The sequence below is a fragment of the Nocardia fodinahabitans genome (assembly GCF_052983615.1).
In genome coordinates, this window is the sequence record NZ_JBRJJC010000001.1 from 4483379 (window position 1) to 4498788 (window position 15410).

The 15410-nt window shown below is 71.5% G+C and carries 2 protein-coding genes; both read left to right on the forward strand.

The window, feature by feature from the left end:
- Positions 1-8 precede the first annotated feature (8 nt).
- On the forward strand, positions 9-13967 hold the full coding sequence (locus NV348_RS20855) for a WXG100-like domain-containing protein (RefSeq protein WP_447148393.1): 13959 nt from the start codon (positions 9-11) through the stop codon (positions 13965-13967).
- Positions 13964-15226, forward strand: coding sequence for a hypothetical protein (locus NV348_RS20860; protein ID WP_447148394.1), 1263 nt, complete (start codon positions 13964-13966; stop codon positions 15224-15226). The genes NV348_RS20855 and NV348_RS20860 overlap by 4 nt, the downstream gene beginning before the upstream one ends.
- Positions 15227-15410: the final 184 nt, after the last annotated feature.

Sequence of the window (15410 nt, forward strand, 5' to 3'; positions counted from 1 at the left end):
GACTCCGCATGGCGCTCGAGCTCCCCTCTGGGCTGGAATGGCTCAAGTACCTCGTCGGTATGGAATGGCCGCACGGCAATGAAGACGACATGTGGGCGATGGCCGGTGACTGGCACACGGCCGCCGATGGCCTGCGGGAGATCTTCGACGATATCGATGCGGCCAAAGCCGCTGCGCTGAAGGCGTATCCGGTCGGCGACGGCGTCGACGACATGATCAAGGCATTCGACAGCATGCGCACCGGCGATCAATCGCTGGAGAAGCTGGCCGAATTCTTCGATCAGGTCGGCGAAACCGTGAACTCGACCGGCACCGAGATCGAATACACCAAGCTGATGTTCTATTCGTCGCTGGCGCTGCTGGCGGCGGAGATCGCCGCGGCCTGGATCTTTCCGCCGACCGCGCCCGCGGTGGAGGCGATCGCGGTGGGTATCACGCGCGTGGCGGTGCGGCTGATCGGCGAGCGGGCCGTCGCCTGGATCATCCGCAATGTCGCGAAATTCGCGGCGACCAAGGTCGTTTCGTTCCTGGCCCGCCACGTCCTGATCGACACGGTGCTCGGCACCATGCAGGAACTGGCGATCCAGCAGTATCAGGTCGACAGCGGGCACCGGAAAGAGATCGACTGGAACCAGGTCGGCGCGACCGCGCTCAGCTCCGCCGCCGGTGGTGCCGCGGCCGGACCGTTCGGCAATTGGCTCGGCAACCGCCTCGGCTCGGAGATGAAGCCGTGGCTGCGCGGCGCCATCACCGGTACCGGTGCGGGTCTGGTCGGCGCGGGCGGCGGCATGCTCGGGCAGTTCGCGTGGGATGTGGGCACCGTCGGTCTCGACCAGGCGCTGAACAATCTGGGCAACGCCATGTCCGACCCGCTGATGTGGTCGGCGGGTGCCACCAACGGCGCGATGTCCGGGCTCAATCACGCGGGTGCGCACGGTGCTTGGCAGAAGATGAACCCCGGCCTGTTCAACCGGCCCGGCCTCGACACCAAGATCGCGAACATCTTCGGCGAGGACGCGAACCTGGGCGGCTTCGGCCGCGACGGCGCGAATACTCCGGGCTCCGGTGACGGAAGTAGCAGTCGCACAGACGATTCGACCAGCAATACCGGTGAGGGTGGCTCCGGCCGCAGCGGCGAGCAGAACATGCGCCCGGCGGGCACCACCGATATGGGCGAGGCCGACACCGATACCGGGGCGCGGGCCGAGGGCGAGGACACCGGGAGCGGGCAGCGCTCCGAAGGCGGCGATCAGGGCGGCGGTGTCACCAACACCTCGCGGTCCGAACCCAAGGCCGACGTTCAGGCCGACGGGCAGGGTGACGGCGGTGGCCGCGCGGACGGCGGACCGCGCGCCGAGGGTGGCTCGCGCGCCGAGGGCGGCTCGGACACCACGGCGGCGCAGTCGGATTCGTCGCGCCAGGAGGGCCGGGCGGAGGTCGCCGACAGCGCGTCGACCACGACCGGTTCCGATCACGGGACCCGGCTGGACACCGCCTCGACCGATATCAGGGCGGACACCCGCGACGGCGGCGGTCTCAACGATTCGTCCGGTACCAGGGACACCACCGCCGCGCCGGTCGCGGCCCAGCACGCCGCACCCGCCCAGCAGGGCGCACCCGCCCAGCAGGGCGCACCCGCCCAGCAGGGCGCACCCGCCCAGCAGCCCGCACAGACGTCGAACCAGGCCGGTTCGGCGCCCGCGGATGCCCGCGGTCAGCACGCCGGACCGGCTCGTCCGGTCGGACCCGAGGTGCGGCCCGGCGGCGAGGCGCCGCGCGTCGACCAGCCGCGCGCACCCGAAACTCGTGCGGCCACACCGGAATCGCGGGCGACGATCGATCGCGCGCAAGCCGGCGACGGTTCGGCACCGCGGCCCGGCGCCGCCTCACGCGCCGGCATCGCCGAACCGACGAGCGCGGGCAACGAGCACGGCGGTGTGCGGGCCGAGCAGTCTGCCGGCGAGGCGCCGCGCGCACGGACCACCGAGACCGAGGCGCAGCAGGTACGCGCCGAGGCGGCGCAGCCCGAGCCGAATCCGCGCGAACGGTCCGATGCCGATGCCGTAGTGCCCCCGGTCGTGCCGTTCGCCGGTCCGGAGGCCTCGGCCGCGCCGGCCAGGGGCAACGACGCCGCGCGGGCGACGCCGTCGCGCGACACGCCGGACGCGCCGATGCCGCGCGACAACGCCACCGACAGCACCCGCGAGGGCGAGCGTGGCCCCGTCTTCGACGACTTCCTGTCCAACGGCGAGGGCGTCGTGCACGGTCGCACCAGCACCTCGTTCGGTGACGATCCGGCGACCAGCAGTGTGCGCGACAACCTGCGCAACGAGGGCGAACACGACGTGATCGTGCACGGTCGCGCCGACGGTAATCCGCTGCCGGGCAATGGGGCACCGGTGCATCCCGAAGAGATCGTGCAGGCGATCCTCGACAACCCGAACTATGTGCCGGGCACGCCGGTGCGCCTGATGTCGTGCCACGCGGGCAATTCGGCGGGATGGGCGCAATACGTCTCCGATCGCCTCGGCGTCACCGTGCGGGCTCCCGACGGTGTGGTCGGCGTGGAACCGACCCCGAATTCGCCCGCGGTGTTCAAGAACGAGCGGACCACCTGGAAGACGTTCGAACCGGCGCCCGACCAGCGGGTGCATCCCGGTGACGGCCGCGACCGGGTCCCCGCGCTGCGCTCGGACGCCACGACCACACCCGAGTCACGGCCGGGCCTCGGCGACGACAGCGGGCCGCGGGCACCCGACCGGTCCGACGATTCCCAGCACGCCTGGATGGGTGAGGACGCCGATCCGCCGTCCTCGAAGCTGCGTCCGCCGGACGGCGCCGACGAGCTGCCCGGAATCTCGATCGATGCCCAGCTCCTCGGCACGCTCGATATGAACGACGCGCGGGTGCAGACCGATGACGGTGTGCCACCCGCGATCACCCATGTCGACGGCATGCCGATCGACGAGTTCACCGATCGGCTCGCGGCCGAGCGGGCCGCCGTCTACACCACGGCCGAAGAGAATAACCAGCGGCTGCGCGAGCGCATCGAAACGGCCAACTCGAACCTCGATGCGGCCAAGGCCGCGAAGAGCGAGGCGGGCAACGAGGTCCAGGCCGCCGCGGCGGAGAACGCCGACGCCAAGCGGGAGCTCGACCAGGCCACCAAGCGCCTCCAGGCCGAACGCGACGAAGCGCAGCAGCGCGACGACGATCAGGTGTCGGACGCGCAGCGCCAGGCGGAGGCCGACCTCGCCGACGCGCAGCGCCGGGCCGACGAAGCGGCGGACCGGTTCCAGCGCGCCAAGGAGGCGGTCGGTCAGGCGCAGCGGAACATCGGCACCGCCACCGACGCGCGCACCGCCGCGCAGGACGCGCTGAAAGCGGCCGAGAAGGACGGCACGGCGCTGTCGAAGGGGCAACGCGGCCAGGTCACGTCGATCACCGTCGACCGCCTGACCGGTCGGGTCTACGAAGCGGCCAATGGTCCGCCCGACCATGTGCTCTCCGCCGATGAGTTGCACCCGACCGTCGAGGAGAACATCCGCAGAACCGGTGCCGATCCCATCGAACTGGAGCGCAGCCGCAACGGCAACCACGACCGGAACCAGTTTCCGCACCCGGACAACCCGATGGGTCACGCGGAGGTCCGCGGCACCAACCAGGCCATGCACGACCGCGAGGCGGAGAACCACCGCCGCGAGGAGCACAATCGCACGGCCGCCGACGAGGACAAGCTGCCGCTGCTGCCCACCGACCACGACGGGCTCGCGTCGGTCGTCAACGCGCCGTACTTCCCCGGCTGGGGCGAGAACGGCGAGCCGGTGGCTTCGCCCTGCTGCGCGAATTGCTCCCGCACCGTGCGCGGCACCGAGAGCACCACCGGTGCGATGCGCGGACACGACGGCGTCCGAGCGACCGGCTTCACCGAGCCGATCCGGCACGTGGATCTGGTCGGGCGTGGACCCGACGGATCGGACGCACCGCCCCGGTTGGTGTCGCCGGAGGAGCCCACCGATGGGCTGACGCCCCGCGACCGGGGACCGATGTGGCTCGGCGAGGACGAGTCGCCGTCGATGGAACCGGCGATGGCCAAGGTGGCGCCGGTCGACGGCAGTTCCGACGTACCGAACCCCGAGGCGCACCTGCTCGGTGAGCTGACCGGTGACATCGTCCGCGACGCCGACGGTTTGATCGCCACCGTCGACGGCGTACACGTCGACGATCTGGTCCGCGACCTGTCGCGGGAACGCCGGGCGCTGTATGCCGAACTGGCGCAAGGGGTCAAGGACCTGAAGGCGCCGCAGCTCGCCGCGGTCAAGGAGGAGCTGGCGCGGTTGAAGGAGGCGGCCGACGAGAAACGTCGACCGCTGAACGAGGCCAATCAGCGCATCCGCCAGGCCGATCCGGCCGATCGGGCGGCACTGACCGCCGAGCGTGACCGTCTCAAAGCCGAATTCGACGAAGCGAACAAGGCCGCCAAGGCGATGCAGGAGGAGAAGGGCCGGATCGAGAACCGGAAGGATCCGATCGGTCCGGTGCTGGCGGTGACCATCGATCGGATCACCGGGCGGGTGTTCGAAGCGGCCAACGGCACGATCGATGATCTGATCGCTCGCGCGCAACTGCACCCCGAGCTGGCCGCCAATGTGACAAGAGCAGGCGGTGAGCTCGACAAACTGGCCAATGGCGAGGCGTCGCGGGGCTTCCCACAGGGCGACGCCGCCCTGCGGCACGCCGAGGTGAAGACCACCAACGCCGCTCTGCGCGACCGGGATGCGAACGGTCTGCCGGACGACCAGCAGCACCTCCCCGCCGACCGCACCGACGATGCCGCCCGCGAACCGCTCGGTCCGCTCGCCTCCCTGGTGCACGCGCCGATCGGCGTCGACCGGGGCAACCTGATGCCCTGCTGCGCGAACTGCACCCGTATGGTGCGCGGCACGGAGAGCGCCACCGGGTTCTACCAGGATCACCAGAACCGGGTGGGCGTCGGCGAGGTTCCCCCGCAGCGGCATTCGGAGCTGGCGGGTCGTGGTCCCGACGGCACCGATCTGCGCCCGCGCCTGATCTCGCCTGATCGGCTCCCCACCGACCCCGACCCCGCCCAGCGGCGCCCCCGGCCCGCCTGGCTCGGCGACGACGACGCCGACCAGCCCCGTCGTCCCGGTAGCGAGCCGGAGCCGCAACGGCAGCCCAAGCCGGAACCGCGCCGCCCGCAACGGCTCCCGTTCGCCGAGCCCGGCGACGAGGATCCGGGCTCGCGGCAGGGGCCGCGGATCGAGAACGACGATCAGCGCACGCCCGAGCGCGAGGTGCGGATCACCCTCGGCCCGAACGGCGAAGTGGTGTCGATGCACGTCCGGCTCGAAGACGGTCGCTGGCTCGTCGCCCACACGGCCGAACTCCCGAATCTGCCGGCGAACCTGCGGGACGCGACGCCCGACACCCGCACGGCGCTGACCAGGCTGGTCGACCGGCTCAACGCCGGGTACACCGGGCTGAACCTGAAATACCCGTCGGGCTCGGGGCTGGACGGCAGGGGCCAGACCGCCCTGCGGGACGGCGTCGTCGACGGCTCGCACCTGTTCACCGATCCGCCCGCGCATCCGGCCGGGCCGACACCGACGCCGACGCCGACGCCGCCATCGCACGACGGCCCCGAGTTCCGGCCCGCGCCCGACCCCGCAGGCGACCCCGCGCTGAATGTGGCGCGGATCGGCAAGGAAGGTATGACGGTCTGGCAGAACCGGGAGAACCTGCCGGTGATCGGAAAGTACCTGGGGCGCAAGCAGGGTGTCGCCGGCGAGTACCACCCGGTCTATCTGCCCGACGGATCCGAGTACCGGCCGTGGATCACCGACGGGGATCCCCGCGCGGTCCGCGATCAGGTGATCAGTGACCTGGAAGTCGAGCGGATCACCCAGGAGGCCGCGGCGGAAGTACTGGCCGAGCTGTTCCGTACCGGTGACCCGGAACTGCGCCGGGAGCTGATCAACGACCTCTGGACCAACGACCTCATCGACTACGACGAGGCCCGCGCGCTCGAGGAAGAACCGCCGTACGATCCGACACCGGACCCCGATCCGACGCCGCCCGAACACGAGACCATCGCCGAGATGGCCGCCCGGCTCGGCTTCGACCTCGACGACGACAGTCCCCAGGCCCTGCGCCGCGCGATCGATGCGCAGACCCACCGGGTATTGCGCGAGGCCGCCGCGATCGAGGGGCTGGCCGATGCCGCGCACCGCGCCGCGGAGGAGCAGAGCCGGCCGTACCGTCGGCCGGACCATCCGCCGGAGGAAGCGGCGCCGACGGGTGTCGACCGCGACAATGCCGTGCCGGGACCGCGGCACGACCCGCGAGCCCTCGACTCCGAGGACACCCGGCGCACCGAAGACCCCGACGACGACTTCGACGACGAGGCCGACGAGCCGCGCACGCGGGGCAGTCACTGGGGCGACACCTCCGCGCCGCGCCCGGTGCCGTTCTCCGACGCGGTCAGCTTCTTCGACGACAACCCGATGGGCCGGTTCCTGCGCGACCTGATCGTCGCGTTCGAGGGCGATACCGCGCTGCGCGACTACGACCGGGTCGGCAACGGCGCCGATCGGCTCCCTGAGTGGGGCAATTTCGCCAGCGACGCCGAGCTCGGGCGGGACGAGGCGACGCGCGCCTTCTTCGAGCACGCACTGCGCCGCGACCAGTTGCGTGACGAATTGTCCAGCTGGGCCGCGATGTTCGGGCTCGACCTGAGCGACCTGTCCGGGGGCAACCTGGAACCGACGCTGGCGCAGCTGCGGGAGGCCGCGCTGCGGCACGCCCAGCAGCTGACCGACTTCATCAACGCGGCCGAGCCGATCCTGCGCGGCGACCAGAGCGATCCGGTCGGCCAGAGCTACAACGATCAGGTGGCCAGGGTGCCCGGGCCCGACGGCGGGCCGGACCGGTTGCTGGTCACCGACGGTCCGCTCGACCGGGTGCAGGCGCTGGCCCGCGCCCTCGACGAGAACCCCGACCTCGCCCAGCGTTTGCGCGACAAATCGGTCGTGGTCGACTTCCGCGACGCCAGGACCGACGGCCTGGGCAACGTGCACCTGGACCCGGTGGCCACACCCGAGGTCGAGCACGTGCGGCACACCATCGACGGCACCGAGCTCGCGGTGACCATGGTCCGTGGTGAGGACGGGAACTGGTATCCCGTCCAGGCTGAGCCGGATCCGGTCGCGCCGCCGCGCGACCGGGAGCAGATGGTGCGCGAGATCGTCGACCTGGCACGCGAACTGAATCTCACTCCGGTGCAACTGCATCCGGACAACCTCGCCCGCACACTCGCGGATCTGAGTCTGGACAACGCGGTGCGGGCCGGTCAGATCGAAATGCTCGCCGACTACGCGCGCACGATGACCGACATCGAGACCTTCCACCTGGTCGGCGACGCGCGCGGCCAGCTCGCGGACCGGCTCGGTCTGACCGAGCGCGAGCTCACCCCGCAACGGCTCGGCGAGGCACTGGCCAACCGTAAACAGCGCAACGCCCTGCGTGACCAGCAGTTCGAGGACCTGCTCGACGGTCCGCGCGACGGCGCCAAGACCGACGGCTACTCGCGTCAGCTGCGCATCATCGATGCCGCGGCGGTGGACGCAGCCCAGGCGCAGCTGTTGCGCGCGCTCGGCGTCGACGACCCGGCGCCACTGCGCCCGCGGCAGCAGAAGCAGAATGCGGCGGGCAAATTCGAATACGGGCCTGCCGACAAGGGAATCGACCCGCGCAAGCTGCGCAAGCTGATCTCGCGGATGCAGCGCCGCGGTCACGGCGACGTGGTGCAGGCGGCGCTGACCCAGTACGCCGAGGCCCTGCTGGCTATCGACCGGTTCTCGGAGGTGCCCAAGGGCGACCGGTCCGCCGACCCGCGGACCACCGGTGAACCGCACATCTACGACATCGACGCGGTGCACGGCCTGCGCGACGTGGTCGGGGGCGCGCTGCCCGGCGCCGACGTGCTCGACTTCGGCCGCGCGATCGCCGACAACGTCGGCCGCTCCTTCGGCGCCGACACCACGCCGGACCCGAATCGGCCACGCCCGCTGCCGAATCGCGATTGGGCGCGGTTGGTCGGCGTCGATGTGTCGACCGCGGACAACGAGCAGTTCCACAAGGTGTACGAGGCCTACCGCGACGGCAAGATCGAAAAGCACGAAGGACTGTCGCCCACGGAGATGGCCGCCGAAGTCGCCCGGATGCGCGAGGAAGTGCGGACCCGGGCCGAGCAGATCGCGCGCCTGCGTTCACTCACCGGCGAGTTCTACACGCCGGCCGCCGATCTGCCCGCGGGCCCGCCCGCCCAGCCGGGCCCGCCCGCCCAGCCGGGTGGACCCGCTGCGCCCTCGGGGCCGAGCGGGCCGAACCGGCCGGGCGGACCGCTCGATCCGGGTTCCGGCCCGAATCGATCCGCCGAGCCCGGCGAACTCGAGGCGGGATCGAACGGTGCGCGCCCCGACGAACCGAAGTCCGAGCCGGATGCCGAGATTCCCGAACGCGGTACCGAACTGGACGCCAGGGCCGACACCCGCCTGGCCGAGACCATGCGCGCTCTCGACGACGTCGCCACGGATCTGGATCGCCACCTGCCGACCCTCGACGACCTGGTCGGCCCCGGCGAGCCGGTCGATCCGCTCGCCGCGATCGACGACGCGGTACGCCGCCAGAACACCCTCGCCGACAACGCCGACGAACGCCGCGAAGCCGCCGCCGACGCGGCGCTCGACGACGCCCTCACCCATCTGGACAGCGTCGACGAAGACCTCGCCGCCCTGGAGTCCTACCGTCGCGCCCAAGCGGAATTCGACGCCGCCCGTCTCGACATCGACGGCCGTTTCGCCCAGCTGACCGGCGAAAATACCCGGCCGGACGGGGTTCCCGTCGCCGGTGTGACCCGGCCGGACGGGATTCCGGTGGGGGAGCAGACCCGGCCCGATGGAGTGCCGCAGGCCGGGCAGACCCGGCCGGACGGTGTCGCCGAGGCGAACTCGATGCCGTTCACCGGGGAGGATGCTGCCGCGCTCGCCTCTTATCTGCGTGCTCAGGCCGAATTCGACGCGCTGCGTGACGAACTCGCCGCGGTGAACGAGCCGGACGACCCGAACCAGACGCGCCCGGACGGGGTCGATCCCGACGACGCAGCTCTGCAGTCCTACCTGCGCGCGCAAGAGGCCTTCGATGCCGCGCACGCCGACATCACCGCGCGCTTCGCCGAGCTCGTGAACCGTGACCCGTCGACTACGCAGCCCGACGATGTTCCTACCGAGTCGGCGGTGACGCGGCCGGATGATGTTGTCGCCGAGCCGAATATGTCCGACGGTGCGGGCGAGCGCCTGCGGTCGGATGACGACGGTGACAGCACCCGGCGCGACGACGAGTCCGGCGATGACGGGCCGGTTCCCACGCAACCGGCAGGCCCGCCGTCGAAACCGCCATCGAACAATCCGGTGGCGCTCACTCCGGAACCGGAAGAACCCGCCAAGCGCACCGTCGCCGACTTCCCGCCGTTGCCGGGGGAGCCCGCGGAGCTGGCCGTGCCGGATGCGGCGCAACCGGATCTCACCGGGAATCCGGACGCCGCCGACGAATCCGCGCAGCCCGAGCGCACTCCCGCGCTCGACGATGTCGCGAAGTTCCTGCAGGAGCTGGCCGACCTGCCGCCGTCGGTGTTCGCCGACGCGACCCCGCTGTCGGAGGCCGAGCGCGAGCACGTGCGCAGGCTCGCCGAGGCGCTCGGGCTCGGTGACGCGCTCACCGGGCTCGCCGATCCGCTCGGCGCGCTGGCCGAGATCGCCGACGCGGCCCGCGCGCGTGGGTTCCTCGATGCCGCACTGGATCCCGACGCCGAGCTCGGTGCTCCCATGCGCTACCCCGGCGACTACGAGGCGCTCGACCTCGACGAGCTGAGCGACGGGCTCGACCCGTGGCGTGTCGAGGGCGATCCCGACGTGCGCGCGCAGGTCGCCGACGAGCTCCGGGCGGCCGGTCTCGACGACGGTGCGCGACCGGATCTCACCGCGGCGCCGGAGCCCGACCCGGCGGAACAGCCTGTTCGTCCGGCCGGGCTGATCCCGCCGGGCGACGGCCCCGCCCAGCATCCGGGCACGCCGCGCCTGGAACCGGCCCAGCAGGCCGCCGAGCGGCTGGCGGCGCGCTTCGGTATCGACCCCGACAATCCGGCGGCGATGGATGCCCAGCGCTATCGGAATGTCTTGCGGGCGGGCACCGTCGAGGCCTTCGCCGAGACCGTGCGCCGCTACCACGAAGCCACCGATCCGGCGCAGCGCGCGCAGCTCGAAGCCAGCGCCCGGCGGTGGGCCAACCGGCTCGGCCTCGCGCCCGATCCCGGCCTCACCCGGGCCGCCGACGACGTGACCAGGCTGCGCGCGGGGGTCGCCCGCGACGCCGCCGATCTACGTCATCTCGCGGATCTGCACGCCGCCGACCTCGACGCTCGCCACTTCTCGGTGGAGGTCGACGGTGAGCGGATCGTGGTTCGGGTCGTCGAGGACGGTCCAGGTTCCTGGCGCGTCGAGCCGGTCGAGCGCCCGCCGGCGCAGACCGTGGTCACGGAGACGGCGCCGACCCCGCGACCGGAGAAGCCGAAGACCTGGCTGCATCGACTCTGGGATCGGGTGACTCGCGGGTACTTCGGCGAGTACCCGAAGTACCCGTCCGGTTCCGGCATCGACAGCGCGGGCCAGTCGCTGCTCGGCCACGAAGCCGGCCTGCCGCTGACCAAGATGAAGGACCCGACCCCGAACGGTCCGCACGGCGACGAATACGAGCAACTGCAGACCAAGTTCAACCCGGTGCGCATCCTCAAAGAGGGCGTGCTCATGTGGCAGAACCGCGAGCTCGTCCCGATCCTGAAGCACCTGTCGTCGCGAATGGCCGACCAGGCGGGCGAGTTCCTGCCGTTGCGCAATCTCGACGGCTCGGAATACAAGCCGTGGATCTCCGACGCCGACCCCGAGCTGCGCAGGCAGATCGAGCAGGATCTGCGCGACGCCGGGCTCGAGCATCTGCTCGAACCGGAGAGCAGGCCGGAACTGGCGGCCGGACCCGAAGCCGCGGAGCCGGTGCAGATTCCGCGCTCGGGTGAGGCGCCGCTGGAGTCGGCCGAGCCGTTGCCGCCGTGGGCGCAGGAGGTCGTCGACGCGATCCGTCAGCGCCTCGTCGACGCGGCCGCGCTGGACCTGCTCGCGGCCGAACTCGGCATTCAGCTCACCGACTACAGCCCCGATGGGCTGCGCCGAGCCGTCGCCGAGGGCGAGTACCGGCTGCTGCGCCGCGACGGCGTGATCGAGGGATTGGCGGCGGCCGCTCGTGGATTCAACGAGGAGCACGCGCACACGCCCTATCGGTCGAACCGCTTCAACAGCAACGATCCGCTCGGCTCCTTCCTCAAGGAGCTGGTCGCGGCCAACGGTGGCGACACCAGCATTCTCGACTGGCGTGGGGTCAACAACGGTGGCGAATGGGTCAGCCACTGGAACGACCTGGAAGACAGCGAACAGCCCGGACGCGACCAGGGTCTGCGCAAGTACTTCGAGAACGCCCTGCGCCGATCGGGCCTGCGCGACGAACGATCGATGTGGGCGCACCTGGCGGGCGCGGACCTCGAGGCTCTGGCGCGCGACCTCGACGCCCAGGTCGCGAATCTACGTGCCCAGCTCGACAACAACACCGGCGTGCTGGACGAATTCGCCCGGCGGGCCGCGGAATTCGCCGATGCCGATTCGGGTGACCGGCTGATCCTCGACACCGAGAACGGGCGGATCGCGGTCGTCGACACCGGTGGCGGGCACGAGGAAGCGCTGGCTCGCGCGCTGGCCGGTGCCGACGCGGATTTCCTCGATCGGGTCAACCGCGGTGAGGTCACCATCGACGTGCGCGCGGTCGCGGTGGACGAGACCGGACGGGTGCACATCGTCGAACTCGACGCGCCCGAGGTGCGGCACGTCCGTAACGAGGTCGACGGGCGGCAGGTCGACATCACGATGCTGCGGGAGGGCCTGGGGCCGTGGCGGATGGTGGAGCTCCCGCCGACCGCCCCGGAACCCGCGACCAGCCTGGCGCCGCTGTCCGACGACACGACGGTCGATGGGGCACAGCCGCGTTCGGCCGCGGAGATCCGGGCCGATCTCGCCGGGGTGGCGCAGCGGCTCGGCATCGACGATCCGACCGCGATGCCCGCCGATGAACTGCGCACTCTGCTGAGCGACCTCGAACGCGCCAACCAGGTGCGGGCCCGGCAGGTCGAGGGGCTGGTCGACTACGCGCTGTCGGCCGACGCCATCGATACGTTCAACGATCTGCACAAGGCCAGAAGCGCGGTGGCTCACCGGATCGGCGTGTCCGCCGAGGACCTCACGCCCGAGAGCGTGGCGGGGACCATCGGTGATCCGGCGACGCCGTCCGCGCTACGTCGTCAGCAGATCGGTGACCTGGCCGCCTACGCCAAGGTGCTCAGCGGGGTCGACCCGTCGGCGGTGACCGCCGCGCGTGACGCGCTGGCGCCGCACCTGGGGCTCGATCGTGGCGCGCTGCCCGCCGGCGCCGACGCGTTGCACGAGGCGATCGCCAACCGGCTCGGTCGCGGCGATCTCAGTGACCTGACCGGGCCGCTGGCCGACTACGTGCGCGCCCTCGGCGCCATCGACCCGTTCACCGACGGCCTGGTCTACGACCCGGCCACCGATCCGCGCGCGATCGGCGACGATCCGCCGGTGCACGCCCGCGACGCCCTGGACTTCCTGCGGGAAGTCGGCGCCACCGATCTGTCCGGCACCTCGCCTCTGCACGGCCGTCCCGAGGGCGATCTCCCCGGCCCGAGTCGCGACTACGCGCGTCTGCTCGGCGTCGACCTCACCGATGCCGATCCCACCCGTTGGGCCGAGGTCTACGAAGCCTTCCGTGACGGCCGGATCGACAAGCACGAACGTCTGAGCCTGGACCAGCTCGCCGAGGTCCACGAACAGATCCGCGACGAGATCCGCCGTCGCACCACCGACCTGGCCGCCCTGCGCGCCCTGCTGTCCGAGCCGCAGGCACCCACCCCCGACCTCGCCTCGCCCGAGCACGGTGCGCTCCCCGCCACCCCACCCACCCGCCCCGACAATCCGTCGTCCGATGGTGGGCTGCCGCCTGGCACCGACGGTGGGCTCCCGCCCGGCTCTGACGGCAGAGACCTGCCCCCCGCGGCCTCGTCGAACGGCCAGGTGCTTGCGCCCGGCTCGACTCGCCCCGATGGTGTCATGCCCGCCGCTGACCCGGACTCGTGGACTGAGACGACCCGACCCGAGGGAATCGAGCACTCGGCGGGCTCCGACGCTGTCACTCGGCCGCCTGCCGATACCTCCGTCGACGGCGTCGTCGGGCCGACCGACGCGACGGGAACGTCGAACTCGGACGGCGTGGTGTCGGGTGACACGCGTCCGGATGGGATCGCTCCACCAACCCGTCCCGATAGTGTCGTCCTACCGGCTGACGGCAGCGAGACCGCTCCGGTTGGCGAGACCGCTCCCGTCACCGGCGATGCGAATCCCGTTGTGCAGGAATCGGAGTCGGAAGGCCCTCGACGGACCGATACGGATCCGGTGGTGGCCGAGGATCTCCCGCCGTCGGTCGATCGCCCGTTCTCCGTCGGTACGACCCGACCTGATGGGGCACCCGGCGTGGTACAGACGCCGGGGACTTCCGGACCGGAGAGCAGGCCGTCGGCTGGTGATGGCGTGCCCAGCGATGGTGGCGAGGGTCGCGATAGCCGTGACAGCGAGGGCCGCGATGGTCGTGACGGTGGCGATGGCCCCGATGATGGTGACGGCGGCGACGATGTGCGGTCCGGCGACGGCGATGGGCCGGGGAGCCGGGTGGGGGAGATCGGTCGGGGCGTGGGGACGATCCTGATCCGACACAGGTGACCGACGAGCATCGGTTCACGCAGTTGCCGGGATCGGCGTTGCGGTCGCATATTCCGCATCCACCGCACGAGTACGAGGTCGACCTCGAGGTGCCGCTGTTCGATCGGCCGCGGTTCCCGGTGCTGTCGCCGCAGCCCACCGATCCGCCGGGACAGCAGCAGCAGCCTCCGCAGCAGCCGCCCTACCAGCAGCAGCCGCCGTCGTACCCGCAGCAGCCGACCTACCCGACTCCGGCGTACCCGCCGCAGCCTTCGTACCCGCCGATGCCGTCGCATCCCCCGATGCCGACCCACCCGCCGCAACCGTCGCATCCGCCGATGCCGACCTATCCGCCGCAGCCGTCGTACCCGACGCAGCCTCCGGCCCCGTCGTACCCGACGCCGAACTATCCGCCGCCGTCGTACCCACCGACGCCGCCGTCGTACCCGACGCCGTCGAACCCGTCATACCCGACACCGACCTACCCGACCCCGTCGGAGCCCGGCTACCCGAACCCGTCGTACCCGAGCCAACCGGGCACTCCGACCGGTCCGAACCCGTCGTACCCGACTCAGCCGGGCACCCCGACCGGTCCGAATCCGGGCCCGACCGATCCGTCGAACGCCGGTGGTCCGGGTGGGCCGAACTCGCCGGGCGGTGTGCTCCCGCCGTGGCACAACCCGACTCCCGCGGTTCCCACACCGCCGTGGCTCAACCCCGGCGCACCGACGGCGCCCTACCCCGGAGCCCCGGGAAACGGGTCGGGTCAGCACGCCGGCGATATCCCGCCGCCCATGTACCCGCCGGGTACGCCCATGCCGGGAGGCGGTGGCGGACAGGCGGGCGGCGGCCAGGGGAACCGGCGCTACCGGCCCGAGCACAGCGACTCCGACCCCGGTCACGGCGTCGTGGTGCGCCCGTTCACCGGCTACGGTGTGCCAGCCCAGTTCGACCCGCACAGCGGTATCCTGCATGCCGCGCCCCCGCATGCCACCTCGGCCACGGGCGTCTACTCCGATCTCGGGGACACCCCCGTGGTGTTCTACCGTGGCAGGGACGGATTGGCGATGCGCGCGGGCCATCAGGCCTTCCACCTGGACGGTCCGGTCGACATCGTGTGGGAGACCTCCCCACAGCGGTTGACCAGGTTCGCGGTCGTGATGGCAGGGCAGGTCCAGTGCGAGCTGATCTACCGCTCGCTGCCGCCGGAACTGGACCTCGGGCTGCTGATCCGCGACGTCGTCGCCGACCCGTCACGCCGAGCAACGATCTTCCACTGACCGCGAAGGAGGCCTCATGTCCGACCCGATCGACGTCACCGACCCGGCGTTGTCCCGCGATGCGGCCGACCGGCTGTGTTACGCGGACGAGCCGTTCACCGGCGAGACGATCGAGTCGCTGCCCGATTTCACGACCGTCGAGGTGATCTCCTTCGTCGAGGGTGTGCGCGAGGGCGGGTGCTGG

Bases quoted from the DNA above. Each gene is read 5' to 3' on its own strand.
- NV348_RS20855 (WP_447148393.1), top strand. From the start codon at position 9: ATGGCGCTCGAGCTCCCCTCTGGGCTGGAATGGCTCAAGTACCTCGTC.